Raw genomic sequence first — 18,865 nt, 5'->3', positions numbered from 1 at the left:
TGCCCATTGGGGCGTGTGCGGCACTCCCGGCGCACCCGACCTGGAAAGGGCTACAGATCGTCGGGCAGAAGGCGAAAGGCTGGATGGCCGGTCAGTGGACGGACCATGCGGAAGTGGCGGTCGGTGGTGAACATGGCGTCGGTGCGGTAGGCGGCGGCCAGGGCCACGTTCATCGCGTCGGCCAGCCCGATGCCCTCGCCGCCATCCGCGTCCGCGTATCCCTCGGCGACGGCGATCGCGGCACTCAAGTGCGCGCTGATCGGGGGGACCTCGAAGCGACGGGTGGCTGTGTTGCGTTCGACGAAACGGGCTGCCGTCAGGGCCTTGCGGGTTCCCGCCCTTGCCGTGATCAGGTAGTCCAACTCGGCCAGGACCATGGGGGAGATGACGAGATGGCTGATCGTCGCCAGGGCCTTCTTGTGCTCCTGGTGGCCGGTGAGGTTCGGGTCGAGCAGACGGTACAGGGCGTTGGTGTCCGCGATCGCGACCAGGCTCACGACCCCATCCCCTTGAGCACGTCCTCGATCTCGTCATCGCTGAGATCCGGCAGGCCGAGGTCAGGCAGCTCTATGTCGCCCATGGGGTCGGTCCGAAACGGGGGGATGTCGTTCTCGGTGATCGGTACGACCCGGGCGACGGGGGTGCCGTTCTTGGTGACGGTGACGGTCTCACCGCGTGCCGCCGCGGCGAGGATCTGTGAGGACTTCTGGTTGAACTCGCGGGCGGTCGTCTCCATGTTCTACATGTTACTACATTGGGGGGATCCGGACGGTAGCTGTGCGGCTCCCCGCCGTCGGCCGGGGTCTTTCCCTCTGTCCATCGGCAGCAGTCACAGAGGCTTGATCGTCGCGGCGGCGAGCTTCTGAGCGTTGGAATGGCCCTCAAAGGACTCATAATCCGTCGGTCGTGGGTTGTCTTCGGGTCGATCCGTTGTCCCATCTGCTGGTCGCCACGGCAGGAAGACGCGTTGCCGAAACGATCCCCGTTCCCGCTGATCCGGGGATTCACCACAGCGCGGCCAGTGGAGTACCGGGCCAGCGGCGGAGGCGGCGCAGATGCCGGCACATCCGGTGCGCAGGCCGGGGCAGGACGACGCCGGCCGCTGCCTGTGGTGTGGACGGCCTGTCGCCTTCTCCACCCCAACAGCCCGGCGCGTGCTGGCCGGCATCGACGCCGCCGCACTCGCGGTACCGCGCGCGGCCCGCGCCGTCGCCCGGGAGGTCGCCTGGCTGCAGGTCGCCGAGACCCGCAACGCGATACCGCCCTCCCGCGCGGGCGGCCGCGACCTGTCCGGCCTGGTCCTGGACCTCGACGCCACCCTGGTCACCTGCCACTCGGACAGAGAGCAGGCCCGCGGCCCGTCGGGACGCCGTGCCTCCCACCATGCCGGGCCCGGGGCGGCCCGGGTCACGGGTTGCAACCGCTCCGCGTGCGCGCGGATGCGCGCCGGGTCACGGGTCGCAACCGCTCCGCGTGCGCGCGGATGCGCCACCCGGTAACGTCGAAAAGGTGCGTTCCGCCCAAACCGCTGCGGCCATGCCCGGCAGGGCCGCCGCCGATGTCGGCAGAGGAACGAGATCACATGCCAAAGCACATGCACGCGGTGACTGCCGCGGCCGCTCTGGTCTGCCTGGCGGCGGCATTCGGCGCCAAACCCAGCAGCGCCGCGTCACCACCTGCCCAGTCCGCCGGGCCCAGCCCGGCAGCCCCGTCCCGGTTCGTGCCCGGCCCGTGTCCGAAGCCGCCCGAGCCCATCGCCGCGCTGAAGGGCGCACGGTGCGGCTTTCTCGAGGTCCCCGAGAATCGCTCCCGCCCCGGCAGCCGGACCATCAAGCAGGCCGTGGCGATCATTCCGGCCGTCACCCTGGCGAAGCCTGCACAGGACCCGGTGGTGTTCATGGCGGGCGGCCCCGGTGGCGACGCGATCGACGACATTCCGTTCCTCGTCGACTCCGGCCTGAACAAGGACCGCGAACTGATCATCATGGCCCAGCGCGGCAACCTCTACGACCACCCGAACCTCGCCTGCCCGGAGATCGACCGGTTCAACGCGCAGGCCGTGGGCCTGCGCTATGGGGCAGAGCCGGCGGAACAGCTCATGCTGAAGGCGGTGAAGGAGTGCCGGGACCGCCTGGCGGCCGACGGCGTCGACCTGAGCGCCTACAACACCACTGAGAACGCCGCCGACTTCGCCGACCTGCGGAAGGCGCTGAGCCTCCCCCGGTGGAACGTCTACGGGTACTCCTACGGCAGCGACCTGGCCCTCACCTACCTGCGCCTGCACCCCGAGGGAATCCGCGCGGTGGCGATCGACTCGATCGCACCTCCCCGGACCGCGACCCTGCCGTGGGGATGGAGCAGCGCCGCTGAGGGGATCGACAACATCTTCGCGGCGTGCGCGGCGCAGCCCGCCTGCGGGGACCGGTATCCGAACCTCCCCCGCACGCTGACCGAGCAGGTGCGCAAGCTCGATGCACAGCCCCTGACGCTGAACGTCCCGCCGCCGAGCGGAGGGAAGCCGGTCAAGGTCGTCCTCGACGGAGGCGCGCTGCTGGACCTGATCGTCGCCTTCGCCGTCCGGCCCGAGGACCTCCCGGCGGCGCTGGAGGAACTCAGCAACGGAAACCCGGAGCGCTTCGCGAAGGCCCGCGCGGCCGGCTCGGTCCAGAACGTCGGCGCGTTCGCGCACGGCCTGACGGAGTCGGTGGCGTGCGGCGAGTGGGCGCCGGGCTACTCGGAACCCGACGTGCTGAAGGCGGGGCGCAAGGCCTTCCCCGGGTGGCCGGACACGGTCCTGGCCCAGGTGCCGCAACTTCCCTTCCAGTATCCGGCGTGCCGGATCTGGAACGTTCCGGACCGCACCTCCGTCCAGCGGGTGGCCACGGTCGGCTCGGTGCCGGCGCTCGTCATCTCCGGCACGTTCGACGCGAAGACCGGGGCGAGTTGGGCGCGGGACGTGGCCCGTGACCTGTCCCGCTCGACCGCCGTGCAGGTCCCCGGAATCGGCCACTGGGTGGTCCCGCAGTCGCCTTGTGCGCAACGCGTGCTGGCCTCGTTCCTCACTCGACCGACGGCACCCGACACCGGTTGCGTGGACGGCCTGGAGCCCCGACCGTTCACGATCATCCCGAAATGACCGGGAGGGCAGATGACACTCCGGCAAGCACCCCGTCGTCGCCGCACGGCACGACGACTCCTGGCCACGTCGGCCGGCATGGCGACCGGTCTCCTCGTCACCGGCCTGCTCGCAGTGCCCGCTCAGGCGCAGTCCCGCACCGACACCGGCACCGGAGCGCCGATCGGCACGGCCGCCCGGACGGTGGGCCACGCCGGCTTCGAACCGGGCCCCTGCCCCAAGACTCCGGAACCGATCGAGGCGCTCGAAGGGGCCCGCTGCGGAACGCTCACCGTGCCCGAGAACCGCGCCAGACCAAGCAGTCGAACGATCGGACTCGGTGTCGCGATCGTGCCCGCCGCGACCGACACACCGAAGCCCGACCCCATCGTGTGGCTCGCGGGCGGACCCGGAGACGACGCGGTCGGCGAGGCGAAGATGGCGATCGACGGAGGCCTGAACCGCGACCGCGACGTGATCCTCATGTCCCAGCGCGGTACGTACTCGGCCGACCCGGCGCTCCTCTGCCCCAACGTCGACCAGTTCAACGCACGCGCGGTCGGCCTCGTGTACGACGCTCCGTCCACCGAGCGCCTGCACGTCGAGGCCACGAAGGCCTGCCGCGACCAGCTGGCGGGCCGCGGGGCCGACCTCAGTGCCTACAACGACACCGAGAGCGCCGCCGACTACGCGGACCTGCGCACCGCGCTGCACATCGAGCAGTGGAACGTGTTCGGCATCTCCTACGGCACCCACCTGGCGCTGGTCTACATGCGCCTGCACCCCGAGGGGCTCCGCTCGGTGGGCATCGACGGCATACTGCCACCGTCCAAGGCAGGGTCTGCCCTGACCTGGAGCAGCGCCCGGCAGGGCTTCGACGGCCTGTTCAAGGCCTGCGCGGACCAGCCGGCGTGCAACCGGCGCTACCCGAACCTGGCGGCCACCTTCGACCGGCTCGTCCGTGACCTTGAGGCCAAGCCGGTCACCACCACCGTCTCGCTCCCCGGCAACGCGAAGCCGGTGAAGGTCGTACTGGACGGCGGGGCCCTGGTGAACTGGATGACCTCCGCCACCCACGTGGCGCCCCAGGTACCCCGCGCCCTCGACGAGCTCGCGCACGGCAAGCCGCAACGGATCGCCCAGCAGTGGGCGGGCGGCAAACTCAGCCCCCAGGCCATGGGAAGGGTTTCGCACGGTCTCGCCTACGGCGTCTTCTGCAGCGAGTGGACGCCGTACGAGAGCCAGGCCGAGGCGCTCCGCGGCGGACGGGAAGCGTTCCCGTCGTTCCCCCGCTCGGTGCTGGCCCAGGCTCCGCAGCTCACCTTCCTCCGTCCGGACTGCGACGTCTGGAACGTCCCCGCGGCGCCGCGCTCGATCCGGGACGTCACGCGCGGCGACATCCCCACCCTCGCCCTGTCGGGCGGGTTCGATTCCCAGACCGGGGCGGACAACGGGCCGTACGTTGCCCGTGCGCTGAGCCGGGCCAAGGTCGTCACGGTCCCCTACGAGCCGCATGTGGTGTTCGCCTCGTCGAAGTGCGCCCAGGAGATCACCGTCTCGTTCTTCGACACCCCGGCCGCGCCGAGGACCGGATGCCTGAACAGCCTCAAGTCGCCTGAGTTCGAGATCGGGCCCTGAAACCGCTCGCGGTCCTCTTCGAGGCCACCGTCCTGGTCGCCCCGATCGGCGAATGGCTGTGACGTGCCGGAGGTGTCACCCACCCGTGTCATGCGGGCCGCGTACAGGCTGAGCGAGGCGAGGGGGAGGCCCGATGGCTGGGCAGTGCGGCCGCCCGGGGGACGCGGGGGCCGAAGGGTGTCGGGGTTGTCGGTCAGGCTGCTTCAGAACATGGGCCCAACGGGCTGAATCCGCTGCTCGGCGTTTCAACAACGGCTCCGCGTATGGGGGTTGTCGCTCACTGACCTGCACGGACCGGGGCGGCCGTTACGCGGATCGTGGGGTGAATCGTGGGGCGAAGGGGAGCAGTTCGTCCGGTCCGGGCCGCACAACGCCGTAGCTGCTCTCGGGGACCTCGTTCCAGGCGCCGGGCAGATCGCCCAGGGGCTCGGACACGATGAGGCGGGTCTCGTCGGATATCTCCCGCAGGAATGCCACATCGGGGTGGAGTGCTCGCAGTGTCTCCACCCGGGTGCTGAAAAAGAGCGATCGGGAGGCTCCCTGGCTGGAGTAGCGAAAGGCCCACAGCCGTTGTCCGTCGGCCACAGCGACCGTCATCTGCAGTGGGAACTCCACACCGTGCTCGTGACCGGTCTGCTCCACCAGGCCTGCCATCCGCGCGACGGCGCCTGGCGGGTCCTGCTCCAGACCGAAGGTGAGTGCCAGGAAGAACATCAGCTCGGAGTCCGTCGATCCCTCGATGTCGGGGAAGAGTTCCGGGTCGACGGCCATGGCAAGGTCTCGCCGGAGCCGGTGGAAGTCGGTGATCGCACCGTTGTGCATCCATATCCAGCGGCCGTGGCGGAACGGGTGGCAGTTGGTCTGTTGTACCGCGGTGCCGGTCGAGGCCCGGATGTGAGCGAAGAACAGTGGAGAGCGGACGTGGTCGGCGATCTCGCGCAGGTTGCGATTGCTCCATGCGGGGCCGGTGTTCCGGACGATCGCGGGGGTCTCGGTGCCGGGTGCGTACCAGCCGACGCCGACCCCGTCGCCGTTGGTCGTCTCGACGCCCAGCCGGGAGTGCAGGCTCTGGTCGATCAGCGAGTGGGCAGGTTTGTAGAGGATGGTGTCGAGCAGGATGGGCGTTCCTGAATAGGCGAGCCACCGGCACATGGGCTACCCCTTCCTGGCTTGAGGCACGCGCCGCCTACGGGTGCGCGGCGCCGCTGGGCGGGCTCCGGTCGCCGCAGCGCCGTCGTAGCAGTTGCTGCGGTCAGTCAGTGCAGGATCTTGTCCTTTGCCCGGCGGAACTCCTCCTCGGAGAGGTCGCCCCGGGCGCGGATCTCCGAGAGTTTCGCGAGTTCCTCGACCTCGCTGATTCCTCCTGTACCCCGGGCGGTCTCACGCACGTACGTGTCGAGCGCCTGCTGCTTGGCCCGGGCATGCTCCATTTCGCGCCTGCCCATGCCATTGCCGCGGGCGAGGACGTATACGAAGACGCCGAGGAAGGGAAGCACGATCACGACGAGGAGCCACCCGGCCTTGGCCCAGCCGCTCATGGTGTCGTCGCGGAAGATGTCAGCGATGATCCGGAAGAGCAGGACGAACCACAGGACCCCGATGAAGAGCCACAGCATGGTCCAGAACGCATCCAGAAGCGGATAGTCGTACGCGATGAACACGGAACTTTCCATTACCTTCTCCCATCCATGCGGTCCCCGGCCATGTTCGAGTCTGTGCTCACCCGGCGCGGGTGAGACTTCGGCAGTTCTCGGGTTGTCAGCCCTCGGTCTCGCCCTGCGGCGGCAGCCCGAACCGCTCCGCGATGCCGCGGGCGGCCAACACGACGCCCACCGGGGCGACGGCCACGAGCGCGCCTTCGGCGGCACCGATTTCGAGCAGGTAGGGGGCGGGGGCGGCGCCCATGGCCACCGGCGTCCCGATGCGTACGAGGAGGTACGTTTTCGGGGTCCGGCCCCGACCGTCGAGGGTGTTGAGGGTCATCTGGACGATCTTTTCGAATACGGGGGCGTCGGCTTGTACGAGAGTGTTGCGACGCCACCTGCTGTCGGCCCGTGCTCGGTCATCTCACGATCTCCCTTCGTGCGTGCTGTTCTTCCTGTAGAGCCCCGCCACCGAGGGAACCGGGCCGTATCGGGGAGTTGGTGTTCCCATCGTCATGTGCTCAGCCGTTGATCGCCACGCGACGCCCGGGGACGGGCTGCCCGCGCCGCAGGATGCGCTTTGCGGATCGCGCCTGTGGAATGGAAGGCGGGGGTGGAATCGGCGGGAGGCCTGATCGCGTGGACAGCCGTTGGACAGCGCGTCTGGCACTGGTGGCGGGAACGGCGGCGTTGCTGGTCCTGCTGGTGTTCGCCGGGCTTCGGAGCGTCGCGCTGGTGGCAGTGGGGCTGGCCGGGCTGGCCGTCACAGTGGCCGGGGCGTGGTGGGTGCTCGCCCGCCGAGGTGCGGCCAGGGCCCTCGCCCTCGTACTGGTGACAGCCGCACCGGTGGCCGTCGTAGTGCTCTACGCGGTCGCCGGGCTGCTGTGGGTGGTGCTCGTCTCACTCGCCCTGTGGACGCTTGCCGTCTCCGCCGGCAGAACAGCACTGGCGCAGGACACAGACCCGGCGCGCGCACCGGAACGCGCTGTCGCTCCGCCGGAGCGACCCTTCCTCATCATGAACCCGCGCTCGGGCGGCGGGAAGGTCGGGAGGTTCCACCTGGCGGACAAGGCCAGGGCTCTCGGCGCCGAGGTCGTCGTGCTGGACCCCGCACATCCGCAGGACGTGGCCGAGTTGGCGCGGCAGGCCGTCGACGACGGCGCCGACCTGCTCGGTGTCGCGGGCGGCGACGGTACGCAGGCCCTGGTCGCCGCCGTGGCGGCGGAGCGCGGCGTTCCGTTCGTCGTCATCTGCGCCGGGACCCGCAACCATTTCGCCATGGACCTCGGCCTCGACCGTGAGGACCCCTCGGCGTGCCTTCAGGCGCTCACCGACGGCGTCGAGCTCTGCGTCGACCTGGGCTTCATAGGTGCGGGGATGCCCCCGGCGGAAGGCCGGGAGCGCGTCTTCGTCAACAACGCCTCATTCGGCGCGTACGCGACCGTGGTGCAGAGCCCGGCCTATCGCGGCGACAAGGCCCGTACGACCCTTCAGATGCTGCCGGACCTGCTCACCCGCCACAGCGGCCCGCGGCTGAGGGCACGCGTTGATTCCGTGACCATCGACGGGCCCCAATCCGTCCTGGTGAGCAACAACCCCTACCGGACGGGGGATCCGGCGGGGTTGGGGCGCCGGGATCGGATGGACTCCGGCGTCCTGGGAGTGCTCGCTGTCAAGGTCGACAACGCGGCCCAAGCGGCCTCGATGCTTCGCGGCAGACGTGCGCCCGGGCTGACCTCGGTCACCGCCCGGGAGGTCGTCGTCGACGCTGACGCACCCGCCATCCCGGTCGGTGTCGACGGCGAGGCGCTAACCCTGCCTACCCCCGTACGCTGCCGGATCGAACCGGGCGCCCTGCGCGTACGGCTGCCCAGCCACCGTCCCGGCGTGCCGCGCGGCACGCCGGGCATGAACTTGCGCAGGGTCCGCAGGCTGGCCCTGACGGTGGGCCGGGGCGCGGCGGGGCGTGACACCGGGTGATCGACGTCTGCCGCATGCCGGGTGGGCGTCTGCTCTCAGCCCTGGCCACCCGCGATCTCGGTATCGGCGACGGCGATGGCGACGCCGAGTGCCTTGGTGATGTTGCCGGCTGCCGTCATGACGCGGGCGGTGCCCACGATGGGGGCGATGGCGACCAGGACGTCCTGCAGTTGTTCGGCGGTCAGACCGGCCCTGAGGGCGGGGTCGATGTGGGCCACGTACGAGATGGGCGGAGCGTCCGAGGCGGCGAGTGCCGCGATGCGCGTGAGGATGAGCAGGTCCGGAGCCAGCCCGCATCGCTCGATCGAGTCGACCGTCATGGCGGCGAGGGTGTCCAGGACAGGGGTTTGGGATGCAGTGGACATGCGTAGGTCCTCCTGGTGAGTTCTGGGCCCGAGGGGGAGGCGAGGCGCAGGGAACCGAGTTCCGCGGTGTGGGGCCTCCTTTCAACCGTAGAGCTCAACCGGGCTTCGCGCTTGGGGATGCCAGGAGGTGCAGCGCCGTGGCGGCGGGCGTCAGGCCCGGTGAGGGGGACCCGGGCCTGACGGAGGCCCTGGTCAGCCGGGTCGACGCTGCCCGTGGGCCGCGTCGACCGACTTCGCCCGGTGCGGCGCCGGCAGTGCGGGTGCCGGCTCTTCCGCCTGGGCATGAGGATGTCCGATCGCATGCGTGGCCGCAGAATGACGTTAGGGCCTGTTTGTTCAGGATCGGAGACATCCATGAAGGACCTCAAGTTTGAGCAGAAGAGCTCGCTGTCACGCATGGAGGCCGCTGACCGGCTCACGGAACTCGCAGCCGCGCTGAGGGAAGGCGGGCATGCCGAACTGGAACTCGGCGCCGGGACGCTGAGCCTGCGGATTCCCGACGACCTCCGCAGCGAGATCGAGGTCGAGATCGGTGACGGGGAGATCGAGCTGGAGATCGAGTTCAAGTGGCCCACCGCACCGACCCGGACAGCGTCGCGAACGGTCGCGGGCACAGCGAAGCCCATGAGGCGGAAGACCGTGCCCGCCGAGCCCGGTCGAAGCAGCACGGGCAGCAACGGGAGCAAGAGCGGGAAGCGGGCCGCCACGAAAACGCCCTGAGCCGTGCCGCGGACCTCGGCGGCCTTCGGCGGACCTCGGGCTGACCGCGCCCCGTCCGGCGCGGGCTCGCGCCGCCTCGCGGTGCGGCCTGAGCGGTGCGGCCTGGCTTCTGCGTGTCGTAAGCCCCGGCACAGCTCACCTGGGTTCGCGCGAGGAGGAAGGAGTGCTGCTCGCGTCCAGGCTCCGGGGGAGGAACACCGCTGCGACGAGGCCGGCGAGCCCGAGGACCGTCAGTGTGATCATCGCAGCGCCGTAGGCATGGGCGGTGAGGCCTGCGACGAGGATGGTGCCGGCGATCGCCGTGCCGAGCGAGGAACCGAGGTTGGACACACTGCGGGACAGCCCGGAGATCTCGCCCTGCCGCTCGTCGGGGAAGCTCGACTGCACGACGTTGACCGACGGGGTCAGGCTCAGGCCGAGTCCCAGGCCGATCAGCAGCAGCCCTGGCGCGAAGGCCCAGGCACTCGGAGAGCCGCTCGCCAGGGCCAGCAGGACGCCGATCCCGGCGATCGCCACGACAAAGCCCGCCACGATGAGGGTGCGCTGTGCCCACCGCTTCGCCAGGCGTTCGGCCGGCAGGGACGACGCGAGCAGGCCGAGCGTGGCGGCCGTGAAGATCACGCCGGTCTGGATGGCGTCGTATCCGCGTACCACCTGGAGATAGGTCGCGACGACGAACGACGTCAGGAGCGGCTCTTGTCCGGCCCGCTCCTTGGCGCGTACCGATCGGAAGAACCAGAGCAGCACGAGTGCGCCGAGGACGATCAGGCCGACCATCAGCCAGATGTTGTTGTCGGCCGCCAGGATCCCCATGACGATGAGGATGAGGCCGAGGGCCGAGAGGATCGCTCCGGCGGTGTCGAAGGGGCGAGTGGGATCCGGTGGCAGGGGGTCCTTGATCCGGCGGCTGAGGACGATGATCAACGCGATCACCAGGGTCTGGAACACGAAGGCCGCCCGCCAGCTGACGGCGGAGGTGATGAGTCCTCCGAGAAGCGGCCCCGCGGCGGCGCCGATGCCTCCCAGCGCCATGACGGCCCCGAACGCGCGGGCGCGTGAGGTCACTTCCGTGAAGAGGAGCGTCGTGAGGATGTAGACGGGTGGGATGAGCAGCGCCGTGCCGACTCCTAGGCGCAATGCCGTTGCCTTTGCTGTAGGCGTACTGTGCTTGGCAGTTCGTCCCGGGGGTGGTTCGGATGGCTGCGAGTGTGTCTGACTTATCGGGTCTCGGCCTGTTGACCTGGGTGTATCCGCCAGGCTTGGTGGACCGGGTGGTGACGGCGTGCGGCCGTGCCGAGCGACGTCAGCGGCTGCTTCCCGCGCGGCTGGTGGTGTACTTCGTGCTGGCGTTGGCCCTGTTCTCACCTGCCCCGTATCTGGAAGTGATGCGCCATCTCGTCGAGGGCTTGCGGGGCTCGGGGCTGCTGGGCAACTGGCGTGTTCCGGCGAAGTCCTCGCTGTTCAGGGCCCGGCAGCGGCTGGGCTCCGAGCCGCTGCGGGTGCTGTTCGCCACGACCGCGAAGCCGATGGCGACCGAGGCGACGCCCGGCGCGTTCTGGCGGGGCTTGCGGCTGCTCGCCGTCGACGGCACGTGCTGGGACGTCGCGGACAGTGAAGCCAACGAGACTGCCTTCGGACGTCCGGGCAGTGGCCGCGGGTCGGGCAGGAGCGCGTTTCCGCAAGTGCGGATGGCAGCTCTGGTGGAGATCGGCAGCCATGCGGTGCTGGACGCGGAACTGGCCGGCTGCCGCACCGGGGAAGTCACTCTGGTAGGCCGCCTGCCGCGTTCGACCGGCCCAGGTCAGCTGGTCCTGGCCGACCGTGGGTTCCTTGGCGTCCCGTTGTGGCAGGCGTTCACCGCCACCGGCGCCGACCTGCTGTGGCGGGTGCCCGCCAACCGCGTCCTGCCCGTCACCAAACAGTTCCGCGACGGGTCATGGCTCTCACACATCAGAGCGAGCGGCGGCCCGGCCCGCAAGGAGCCGGTTGTGGTCCGTGTCCTGGCCTACCGGCTCAAGGACCGGGCCGGTGAGGGTGAGACCGACGACTATCGCCTGGTCACCAGCCTGCTGGACGCCCGACGGTATCCTGCCCGGCAGCTGGCCGCGCTCTACCGCGAACGCTGGGAGATCGAGTCCGTCTTCGCCGAGATCAAAACCCATCAGCGTGGCGCACGCGTCGTGCTCAGCAGTAAAACACCCGACGGTGTTCACCAGCAGATCTGGGCACACCTGCTGGTCCACCACGCTCTGCGGGAACTCATGCTGAGAACGGCTGCCACCCGTGGCCTGGACCCTGACCGGGTCTCCTTCACCGAAACGCTGCGCTCTGCCCGGCGCAGCGTGACCGTCACGCCGGGCAGTTTTTCCCCCTGACCTCCTGGTCAGAGCACTGGTGATGCTCGAGCAGGACCTCCTGGAACGGCTCCTGCCCGTCAGACGCCTCCGCAGCCAGCCCCGCGTGGTGAAACGCAAGATGTCCAACTACCGCCTCAAGCGAACTGAACACCGTTCCTGGCCACAGCCGACCCGCACCGGACCTCAAGCGGTCCTCATCACAAGACCCCAGCCCGCAAGCCCGTAACGCAACGGCATTGCTCCTAGGCCGTGTTTTAGAAGTCCCGCCTGTCCCGCGACCCTCCCCCAGCCTGGCGGCTGGGTGGTACCCCCAGGCACGGCACCTCGCTGCGTTGTCGAATTGTCCGAGTAGCCCACTACGAGGACAGTTCTCCGCCTTGCGATGCACCGCACCAGACGCCGCGGGACCCGCCCTCCGGGCGGCCAGCGCTACTTCTAAAACACGGCCTAGTGCCCTCGGAGGACACCAATGCGGCGGTCTGAAGGTCGCCGACCATCCCGTGGTCGATCGTTTACCGAGTTGTTCCGGCCGCGTGACCATGCCCGAGCGGGATCGCCGACGTCACTGACATCAGTGACTCCGGGCGCGGGTACAGAGACACCCCTCTCGGCACCCTGCCCTGGCAGGAAAGCCTGCAGCCCCCCGTCCCGTTTCCTCGGCGAGTGCCGCAGTGCCGAGTCGACGAACTGCTGGAGGACCGGGCGCAGCGGTCGGCTGTCGTGAGTGCCAGTGCCAGGCCGGGAAACGGCCCGTACATGGAACTGCCCAGACCTCACCCCGCCACCTCTCCGGCGAGTGGTCCTGAGCGGTGGCGCGCTGCAATGTTGGCGATGTACCTTGATGACATACATCATGGATACTGGAGGTGCTCGATGTCCGTCACACAGATTGATCTCGATGACGAGGCACTCGCCGAGGCCATGCGGCTGATGGGGGTCACGACGAAGAAGGAGACGGTTAACGCGGCTCTGCGGGACTACGTGGCACGGATCAAGCGGCTCGATGCTGCCGAGAAGCTGGCCGCGCGTGGTGCGCGTGGCGAGTTCGAACAGGCCGCGGCGGCGCATGACGCAGGCAAGCGTGCCCGACGCGAGGCCTTCGAGTGATCACGTACTTGCTCGACGCCTCCGCTCTCTGGCACCTGTTCCGCACCCCCGGAGCACTGTCACCGTGGGAGGGGCACATCGCCGCCGGGGTGTTCTCCCTCTGCGAGCCGACACGTGCCGAGTTCCTCTACTCGGCAACCAGCGGGTCCCATCGGGACGAGCTCGCGGAGGAGCTGGACGCACTCTGCCGGCTCTCTCCCGTTCCGAAGAATGCCTGGCGTTGGGTCGACACCGCCCAGTACAAACTGACCCAGCGGGGCCAGCATCGCGCGGCAGGACCGATCGACCTGTTGGTGTGTGCGACCGCGGTCCACCACGGGCACACCGTCCTCCACGTGGACAACGACTTCGCCACGGTGGCCGGAGTACTCAAGGAAGTTCAGCAGCGAGACGTACGAGGCTGATCCTCCGGGCCAGTCCACGTGTCGGCCTGCTGGCCTCTTGCTGGAGGGTCGATCGCCTCACCCGGACGATGCCCCGACCCCCTACGGGGGTAGGGGGTCGGGTGGCGCTGTGGTGTGACGTGGTGGACGGAGCCTTGTCCCTACCTTTCTGGTCGTCGGCAGAGGGCCGGCCGGAGAGTGGAGGAACGGACAATGACATTCAGGGCTTCGCAGCGCGTCGACAATGCTCCCGAGTCCGGTTCGGCGGTCATGTGTTCGCGATTCGCGCGGCGGGCCGGGTACGCGGCAGTGCTGCTTCCGGCCTCGGTCGCGACGGCCGGTGCGGTTGTGGCCGGGCGTTCGGACAGGGCGCGTGCGTGGTGGGCCCGGGCCGGTGAGCACGGCTCGGTGGCGCAGACGTCGAATGATCGACCTGGCGCGGCGCGTCTGCTGACGCACGCCCTGTTGTGCGTGCCGCTCGGGCTGCTGGCGCTGATCCCCGTGGGCATGGAGATCTTGTGCGTTCTCCGCGGCGCCCTCTACCCGCTGGTTGACCGCGGCCCCTACGACCACTCCTGGGGCGGCCCGAGCGTCGGTGGCGCCTGGCTGGCGCACTTCGGCGTCGCCGTGCCGTTCGCGGTCGCCGGGGTGGGCGCCCTGTGGCTGCTGGGGCGCCTGCACTCCCGCCTGGCGGGCTGGATGTGGGGCCGCAAGGTCGGGCTCGGACCCGTCATCGCCATGGCGGCGGCGTCCGTCGGCGGGGTCGTGTTGGTCATCGCCTGGATTCACCAGTTGTGAGGCCGGTCGTATCATGGCCCGCGATGAAGATCCACATCCCTGGCCTCCGGCGCCGGTCCCTGCCGGCCTTGTGCCGGCGGGCGGCGTGGGACGACCTGGCCCGGCCGTCGGTGTCCGTCCCGGGTGGTCGGTGGGGACTTCGAATCCTGTGGGCGCTGGCCGTCGCGGTCTGCTTCGTCGGCGCCCTGGACCTGGCGCAGCACTACGACCTCGGCTAGGGCCCGGCGACGGCGTTGACCGTCGCCCGGGCCACCCCACTGGTCCTCGCGCCCACTCGGCCCCGGACCGCCTGGTGGACGGAGCTGACGGCGGCGATTACGACGGCTGCGCTGACCCGGCCGCACTCGGGTTCCGAACCGTGGCCATGGGCCGTGACCTCGCTGCTGACCGTTGCCGTCGTGCTCGCCGTGGTCGGCCTGCGGACCTCGCGTCGCGCCACGTTCGCGATGTGGCTCGAGGCGCTGGCCGCGGGGGCACTGCTCGTCGCGCTTTTCCCGGCCCACGACGGGTGGATCGCACTGCTCCCGATGAGTGTGCTCCTCGCGGTCGCGGCCGTTACGGCTGATGCCGTTCGCGGCCGTGGCGAGGCCCAGGCCCGGCTTGCGGCCGCCGAGCAGATCAGTGCCGCCGAGCAGGCGCGGGCGACACTGCTGGCAGAGCGCGCGCGCATCGCCAGGGAACTGCACGACGTTGTCGCGCACCACATGTCGGTGATCACCGTCCAGGCCGACAGCGCGCCGTATCGGATACCCGATGTGCCCGCGGCCGCCGCCGAGGAGTTCGCGGCCATCGCCGACCAGGCGCGACGGTCCCTGGCTGAGATGCGACGACTGCTCCACGTGCTGCGTAGCGAGGAGTCTCCCGACGGTGAGCACACCCCGCAGCCCGGTCTGCCCGATCTCCCCGCTCTCATCGAGACGACCGGCCGCGCGGGCATCGACGCCCGTCTGGTCGTGGCTGATGATGTGCCGACCGGTACCGAACTCCCTGCCGTGGTAGGGCTGTCCGCCTACCGCCTGGTCCAGGAAGCGTTGAGCAACGTGGTGCGCCATGCTCCAGGTGCCCGCGCGCACGTCAGAGTCGACTACGTCGACGGCGCCGTACGGATCGGGGTGGTCAACTCCGGTGCGACCGGCGCCCGGCCCGCCGTGGAGACCCGGGCGGTCGGGCACGGCCTGGTCGGGATGCGGGAACGCGTCGCCATGCTCGACGGCGAACTGACCGCCCGGGCTCTTCCCGACGGCGGCTTCCATGTCACCGCCGTCCTTCCCCTGTCGGGAACACCATGACCATCAGAGTTCTGGTTGTGGACGACCAGGCCATGATCCGCGCGGGCTTCGCCGCATTGCTGAACGCCCAGCCCGACATCGAGGTGGTTGCCGAGGCAGCCAACGGTCAGGAGGGCGTCGAGTTCGCCCTTCGCTCACAGCCCGATGTCGTGCTCATGGACGTGCGCATGCCGGTCCTGGACGGTCTGGAGGCAACCCGGCGCCTGATGAACCCGCCACGCGGCGTCGAACGCCGGCCTCGGGTGCTGATGCTCACGACCTTCGATATCGACGACTACGTCTATGAGGCGCTGGCTGCCGGGGCCAGCGGCTTCCTGCTCAAGGATGCCCCGCCCGCCGACCTGATCGCGGCGGTGCGGGTCGTCGCTGCCGGCGACGCGCTCCTCGCGCCGTCGGTCACCCGGCGGCTCATCGAGGGCTTCGTCCGCAGCCGCCCGCGCGCGCTTCCGGCCTCCGCCCGGCTCAACGGGCTGACTCCGCGGGAGACCGAGGTCCTCGTCCTGGTCGCCCGCGGGCGGTCGAACACCGAGATCGCGGCAGACCTGTTCCTTGCTGAACAGACAGTCAAGACGCACGTCAGCCGAATCTTCGACAAAGTCTCGCTGCGGGACCGGGCTCAGGCCGTCGTGTTCGCCTACGAGAGCGGCCTGATAAGGCCCGGCGAGGCCTAGGAACCCGGCGGCGGCCGACGTGACCGAGATCCACGTCCACCGGTAGGCGGGCCGGAGGCCGCCGGGACGACCCCGGTCCGCAGGCGGAACGGACCCGCGACGCCGGGAACGAACGCTGCGAACCGGCGTGAATCAGGCAACGGCTGGGAACGCTCCCACGCACCCCCAAGTCAAGTACTTGTTGATGGATCGTCAGGGATGCTGTCACCATTATTGTTTGGCCAGGTGCGGATCCGAGTAGTGCGGATGCCTTCGGTTCACCGGTGCATTGATCGATTCTGCGGCAATGACGCACTGAACTGCGTCTATCTGTGCGGAGGTTCGGCGGTCGATCGTAAGGAACTCATGGATCTGCCGGCGCGGGCTCCGGAAGCCGTGCGGATTCTTGGTGACTGGAGGTTGACAGCTGGAGCCCCGCTCGGGAAGCTGCGTGATGAGCCTCACATCCCGTTGGGAAACGTACCGTGGCTGCTTTTCACCAGTTGCTGTGAACGTTCACAGCAACGGGCGCCGAGGGTCGATCGCGCCCTCGGCGGCATCAGCCCGGCGGTATCGGCACGTGGTGTCTCCTGTCGCGGCCCACCGCACGCGTTCACCTCCGCACACGTTCGGGTTCCACCCCCACTCGCTGCACCGCGCAACCGGAAACATCCCCCCACCAGCTGTCGGTCCGCCGCGGCACCTCATGCGCCGGCCTGCGGAAATGAGGACTGATCATGGCCCTGCCGCCCCCCGCCCGAGGCCGGAGGAGAGCATGCTCTTCGAACGCCTGATACGGCGATGCCTCAGGAGCCGACGGCTCGTCAGGCTCGCGGCGCTCATCGGTGCCGTGACAGCCCTGTTCGTCGCTCCGATGGTCGACGCGGGGGTGCCCGCCTCGGCGGCGACCCCCGTTCATGTGTACATCGCCGGAGACTCCACCGCGTCCACGTATGTGTCCTCGTTGGCTCCCCGGACCGGCTGGGGACAGGCGCTGCCGGTGTTCCTCACCTCCAACGCCGTGGTGGTGAACGTGGCCAAGTCGGGGACCAGCTCCAAGAGCTTCATCGATCTGGGCCGACTCGACCACATCCTGGCTCTGATCAACCCCGGTGACTATCTCCTCATCTCGTTCGGGCACAACGATGAGAAGGCCGACGACCCGGCCCGCTACACCGAGCCGTGGACAACGTACAAGTCGTATCTCTCCCAGTACATCGACAAGAGCCGGGCCAAGGGCGCGATCCCGGTTCTCCTCACGCCGGTGGAACGGCGCCACTTCAACAGCGCGGGGGTCATTTCCCCGTCACATGGCGATTACCCCGCGGCGATGCGTGAGCTCGCGGCGGCGAAGGGCGTACCGCTGATCGATCTGACCGCTTCCAGCACGGCGTTGTGGAACCGCGTCGGCGTGGAGGGAACGAAGAAGTACTTCATGATCCTGGCGGCCGGTCAGTACCCCAACTACCCCGACGGCAGCTCGGACAACACACACTTCCAGGCATTCGGTGCGATCGAGGTCGCTCGACTGGTCGCGACCGCCCTGCGCGACCAGGGCGTCCTGCCGTCCGCCGATTTTCAGCAGCTCACCGCCACCATCCCCACCAGCGCGATCGTCTGGCCCACGACCGCGCCGTACTGAGGATCACCGGCCACCCCAACGTTCGAGGAGAGGTTCACACATGCCCCCGCTCGGCAAGCGCCGGACCATCGTCGTTGGCGGCGCCACAGCCGTCGCTGTCCTGCAGTTGACCGCCGGCGCGCTGACCATTCCAGCGCAGGCCGCCACCACCATCACGGTCGCGGCTGACGGTTCCGGAAACTACACGACCATTCAGGCCGCCCTCGCGGCGGCTTCGTCCGGCACGGTCATCAACATCAAGCCGGGCACCTACTACGGTCAGGTGTCCATCTCGTCGGGCAAGTCCGGCATCACCCTGCACGGTACGACCGGGACCGCGACCGACGTGGTGATCACCGGGAACGCTCCCGCCTCCACCGCCGGTACCGCGGGCAGCGCGACCGTGCTCAACATGGCCAAGGACACCACGGTCAACGGAGTGACCATCGCCAACACCTACGCCGCGCACGACAGTCAGGCACTGGCCCTGTACGCCGGCGGCGACCGGCAGGTCTACCGCAACGTACGCCTGCTGGGCTACCAGGACACGTTCCTGTCCTGGGGCGGTACCGGAAGCTCGCAGGTCCGCCAATACGTCTACAAGAGCTACATCGAAGGCGCCGTCGACTTCATCTACGGCAACGGCGCCCTGGTCGTCGACTCCACGACCATCCGCTCGCTGGACCGCGGCAGCACCAGCAACAACGGCTACATCACCGCGGCGGCCACGAACTCCGTGAACCCGTACGGCATCCTGATCACCCGATCGACACTGCTCAGTTCGGCCGCGGCGGGGACGGTGGCCCTGGGCCGCTGCTGGCACGCCGGTGGCGCGGCCGACGCGATCGGTCAGGTGCTGGTCCGCGACTCGACGCTGGGCGCGCACATCCGCCAGGCCGGAGCTTGGCAGGACATGAGCGGCTTCTCCTGGAAGACGTGCCGGTTCAACGAGTACAACAACAGCGGCGCCGGAGCCAGCACCGGCACCAGCGACCGCCCGCTGATGAGCAGCACGACCGCGGCGAACTACACCTCACAGAAGTACCTGGCCGGCAGCGACGGCTGGAACCCCGTGCAGTAGCCCGTCGGCAGCCCCGAACCCCGCTCACCCTCACGCCCGCCCGTCCACGAGGCCGTCGCGTCGTGGACGGGCGGTGTTCCGCAAGGAGGCCGGAGTCCGTCGTGGCGCCCGCCGAACC

At 69.4% G+C, this 18,865-nt stretch carries 21 protein-coding genes; 14 read left to right on the top strand and 7 right to left on the bottom strand.

The features are described 5' to 3' along the window. Positions 1 to 50: 50 nt before the first annotated feature. Together RWE79_RS13125 and RWE79_RS13120 are read right to left on the bottom strand one after the other, a co-directional pair. Positions 51 to 497: a PIN domain-containing protein gene (locus tag RWE79_RS13125; RefSeq protein WP_475940249.1), complete on the bottom strand. Its 447-nt coding sequence runs from the start codon at positions 495 to 497 to the stop codon at positions 51 to 53. Continuing rightward, on the bottom strand, positions 494 to 736 hold the full coding sequence (locus tag RWE79_RS13120) for a type II toxin-antitoxin system Phd/YefM family antitoxin (protein WP_475940248.1): 243 nt from the start codon (positions 734 to 736) through the stop codon (positions 494 to 496). Before RWE79_RS13120 ends, RWE79_RS13125 begins: the two co-directional genes overlap by 4 nt. Before the next feature lie 319 nt (positions 737 to 1,055). On the opposite strand from RWE79_RS13120, the gene RWE79_RS13115 reads away from it, so the two are divergent. The 3 genes from RWE79_RS13115 (at position 1,056) to RWE79_RS13105 (ending at position 4,753) form a co-directional block, all read left to right on the top strand. Next, positions 1,056 to 1,499 carry a hypothetical protein gene (locus tag RWE79_RS13115; RefSeq protein ID WP_475940247.1) on the top strand — a complete coding sequence of 148 codons (444 nt, stop codon included), beginning with the start codon at positions 1,056 to 1,058 and terminating at the stop codon, positions 1,497 to 1,499. Positions 1,500 to 1,582: 83 nt separating this feature from the next. Beyond that, positions 1,583 to 3,136 (top strand): alpha/beta fold hydrolase, encoded by a 1,554-nt coding sequence (locus RWE79_RS13110; protein WP_475940246.1) that lies wholly within the window; start codon positions 1,583 to 1,585, stop codon positions 3,134 to 3,136. 78 nt (positions 3,137 to 3,214) lie between these two features. Continuing rightward, the gene (locus tag RWE79_RS13105; protein ID WP_475940245.1) at positions 3,215 to 4,753 is read left to right on the top strand and encodes an alpha/beta fold hydrolase; all 1,539 of its coding nucleotides are present in this window, start codon (positions 3,215 to 3,217) and stop codon (positions 4,751 to 4,753) included. A 306-nt stretch (positions 4,754 to 5,059) separates the two neighbouring features. Here the strand turns inward: RWE79_RS13105 and RWE79_RS13100 are convergent, their stop codons facing one another. From RWE79_RS13100 to RWE79_RS13090, 3 genes are all read right to left on the bottom strand, one after another. Beyond that, on the bottom strand, positions 5,060 to 5,905 hold the full coding sequence (locus RWE79_RS13100) for a class II glutamine amidotransferase (RefSeq protein WP_475940244.1): 846 nt from the start codon (positions 5,903 to 5,905) through the stop codon (positions 5,060 to 5,062). 104 nt (positions 5,906 to 6,009) lie between these two features. After that, positions 6,010 to 6,426, bottom strand: coding sequence for an SHOCT domain-containing protein (locus RWE79_RS13095; RefSeq protein ID WP_475940243.1), 417 nt, complete (start codon positions 6,424 to 6,426; stop codon positions 6,010 to 6,012). Positions 6,427 to 6,511: 85 nt separating this feature from the next. After that, positions 6,512 to 6,736 (bottom strand): hypothetical protein, encoded by a 225-nt coding sequence (locus tag RWE79_RS13090; RefSeq protein ID WP_475940242.1) that lies wholly within the window; start codon positions 6,734 to 6,736, stop codon positions 6,512 to 6,514. A 260-nt stretch (positions 6,737 to 6,996) separates the two neighbouring features. On the opposite strand from RWE79_RS13090, the gene RWE79_RS13085 reads away from it, so the two are divergent. Beyond that, complete coding sequence (locus tag RWE79_RS13085) at positions 6,997 to 8,376, top strand: diacylglycerol/lipid kinase family protein (RefSeq protein WP_475940241.1); 1,380 nt, start codon at positions 6,997 to 6,999, stop codon at positions 8,374 to 8,376. Positions 8,377 to 8,411: 35 nt separating this feature from the next. Here RWE79_RS13085 and RWE79_RS13080 read toward each other — a convergent pair whose 3' ends face one another. Continuing rightward, complete coding sequence (locus tag RWE79_RS13080; RefSeq protein WP_475940240.1) at positions 8,412 to 8,741, bottom strand: carboxymuconolactone decarboxylase family protein; 330 nt, start codon at positions 8,739 to 8,741, stop codon at positions 8,412 to 8,414. A gap of 354 nt (positions 8,742 to 9,095) precedes the next feature. Between RWE79_RS13080 and RWE79_RS13075 the strand changes: the two genes are divergently transcribed. Next, complete coding sequence (locus tag RWE79_RS13075; RefSeq protein ID WP_475940239.1) at positions 9,096 to 9,461, top strand: amphi-Trp domain-containing protein; 366 nt, start codon at positions 9,096 to 9,098, stop codon at positions 9,459 to 9,461. Between the two features lie 135 nt (positions 9,462 to 9,596). On the opposite strand, the gene RWE79_RS13070 is transcribed toward RWE79_RS13075, so the two are convergent. After that, entirely contained in the window at positions 9,597 to 10,598 is a 1,002-nt protein-coding gene (locus RWE79_RS13070; protein WP_475940238.1) for an MFS transporter, read from the bottom strand. 59 nt (positions 10,599 to 10,657) lie between these two features. Here RWE79_RS13070 and RWE79_RS13065 point away from each other — a divergent pair, with 59 nt between their 5' ends. The 9 genes from RWE79_RS13065 (at position 10,658) to RWE79_RS13025 (ending at position 18,747) form a co-directional block, all read left to right on the top strand. Further along, on the top strand, positions 10,658 to 11,836 hold the full coding sequence (locus RWE79_RS13065; protein WP_475938055.1) for an IS4 family transposase: 1,179 nt from the start codon (positions 10,658 to 10,660) through the stop codon (positions 11,834 to 11,836). Positions 11,837 to 12,691: 855 nt separating this feature from the next. Then, positions 12,692 to 12,925: a type II toxin-antitoxin system VapB family antitoxin gene (locus RWE79_RS13060; RefSeq protein ID WP_030606313.1), complete on the top strand. Its 234-nt coding sequence runs from the start codon at positions 12,692 to 12,694 to the stop codon at positions 12,923 to 12,925. After that, the gene (locus tag RWE79_RS13055) at positions 12,922 to 13,329 is read left to right on the top strand and encodes a PIN domain-containing protein (RefSeq protein ID WP_475940237.1); all 408 of its coding nucleotides are present in this window, start codon (positions 12,922 to 12,924) and stop codon (positions 13,327 to 13,329) included. Before RWE79_RS13060 ends, RWE79_RS13055 begins: the two co-directional genes overlap by 4 nt. A gap of 192 nt (positions 13,330 to 13,521) precedes the next feature. Continuing rightward, the gene (locus RWE79_RS13050) at positions 13,522 to 14,106 is read left to right on the top strand and encodes a hypothetical protein (protein WP_475940236.1); all 585 of its coding nucleotides are present in this window, start codon (positions 13,522 to 13,524) and stop codon (positions 14,104 to 14,106) included. 23 nt (positions 14,107 to 14,129) lie between these two features. Further along, positions 14,130 to 14,324: a hypothetical protein gene (locus RWE79_RS13045; protein ID WP_475940235.1), complete on the top strand. Its 195-nt coding sequence runs from the start codon at positions 14,130 to 14,132 to the stop codon at positions 14,322 to 14,324. A gap of 153 nt (positions 14,325 to 14,477) precedes the next feature. Beyond that, positions 14,478 to 15,395, top strand: a complete 918-nt coding sequence (locus RWE79_RS13040) for a sensor histidine kinase (protein ID WP_475940234.1) — start codon at positions 14,478 to 14,480, stop codon at positions 15,393 to 15,395. Then, positions 15,392 to 16,066: a response regulator gene (locus tag RWE79_RS13035; RefSeq protein WP_475940233.1), complete on the top strand. Its 675-nt coding sequence runs from the start codon at positions 15,392 to 15,394 to the stop codon at positions 16,064 to 16,066. The genes RWE79_RS13040 and RWE79_RS13035 overlap by 4 nt, the downstream gene beginning before the upstream one ends. Before the next feature lie 754 nt (positions 16,067 to 16,820). After that, the gene (locus RWE79_RS13030) at positions 16,821 to 17,687 is read left to right on the top strand and encodes a rhamnogalacturonan acetylesterase (protein WP_475940232.1); all 867 of its coding nucleotides are present in this window, start codon (positions 16,821 to 16,823) and stop codon (positions 17,685 to 17,687) included. A gap of 40 nt (positions 17,688 to 17,727) precedes the next feature. Continuing rightward, positions 17,728 to 18,747: a pectinesterase family protein gene (locus RWE79_RS13025; RefSeq protein WP_475940231.1), complete on the top strand. Its 1,020-nt coding sequence runs from the start codon at positions 17,728 to 17,730 to the stop codon at positions 18,745 to 18,747. The last annotated feature ends 118 nt before the right edge of the window (positions 18,748 to 18,865 follow it).

The organism is Streptomyces sp. RLA131 (genome assembly GCF_056270125.1).
Note: the sequence above shows the minus strand (reverse complement) of the source record. Positions and strands in the feature narration are given on the sequence as shown.

Bases quoted from the DNA above. Each gene is read 5' to 3' on its own strand.
- RWE79_RS13120 (WP_475940248.1), bottom strand. From the start codon at position 736: ATGGAGACGACCGCCCGCGAGTTCAACCAGAAGTCCTCACAGATCCTC.
- RWE79_RS13115 (WP_475940247.1), top strand. From the start codon at position 1,056: ATGCCGGCACATCCGGTGCGCAGGCCGGGGCAGGACGACGCCGGCCGC.
- RWE79_RS13110 (WP_475940246.1), top strand. From the start codon at position 1,583: ATGCCAAAGCACATGCACGCGGTGACTGCCGCGGCCGCTCTGGTCTGC.
- RWE79_RS13105 (WP_475940245.1), top strand. From the start codon at position 3,215: ATGGCGACCGGTCTCCTCGTCACCGGCCTGCTCGCAGTGCCCGCTCAG.
- RWE79_RS13100 (WP_475940244.1), bottom strand. From the start codon at position 5,905: ATGTGCCGGTGGCTCGCCTATTCAGGAACGCCCATCCTGCTCGACACC.
- RWE79_RS13095 (WP_475940243.1), bottom strand. From the start codon at position 6,426: ATGGAAAGTTCCGTGTTCATCGCGTACGACTATCCGCTTCTGGATGCG.
- RWE79_RS13090 (WP_475940242.1), bottom strand. From the start codon at position 6,736: ATGACCCTCAACACCCTCGACGGTCGGGGCCGGACCCCGAAAACGTAC.
- RWE79_RS13085 (WP_475940241.1), top strand. From the start codon at position 6,997: ATGGAAGGCGGGGGTGGAATCGGCGGGAGGCCTGATCGCGTGGACAGC.
- RWE79_RS13080 (WP_475940240.1), bottom strand. From the start codon at position 8,741: ATGTCCACTGCATCCCAAACCCCTGTCCTGGACACCCTCGCCGCCATG.
- RWE79_RS13075 (WP_475940239.1), top strand. From the start codon at position 9,096: ATGAAGGACCTCAAGTTTGAGCAGAAGAGCTCGCTGTCACGCATGGAG.
- RWE79_RS13065 (WP_475938055.1), top strand. From the start codon at position 10,658: ATGGCTGCGAGTGTGTCTGACTTATCGGGTCTCGGCCTGTTGACCTGG.
- RWE79_RS13060 (WP_030606313.1), top strand. From the start codon at position 12,692: ATGTCCGTCACACAGATTGATCTCGATGACGAGGCACTCGCCGAGGCC.
- RWE79_RS13050 (WP_475940236.1), top strand. From the start codon at position 13,522: ATGACATTCAGGGCTTCGCAGCGCGTCGACAATGCTCCCGAGTCCGGT.
- RWE79_RS13045 (WP_475940235.1), top strand. From the start codon at position 14,130: ATGAAGATCCACATCCCTGGCCTCCGGCGCCGGTCCCTGCCGGCCTTG.
- RWE79_RS13035 (WP_475940233.1), top strand. From the start codon at position 15,392: ATGACCATCAGAGTTCTGGTTGTGGACGACCAGGCCATGATCCGCGCG.
- RWE79_RS13030 (WP_475940232.1), top strand. From the start codon at position 16,821: ATGCTCTTCGAACGCCTGATACGGCGATGCCTCAGGAGCCGACGGCTC.
- RWE79_RS13025 (WP_475940231.1), top strand. From the start codon at position 17,728: ATGCCCCCGCTCGGCAAGCGCCGGACCATCGTCGTTGGCGGCGCCACA.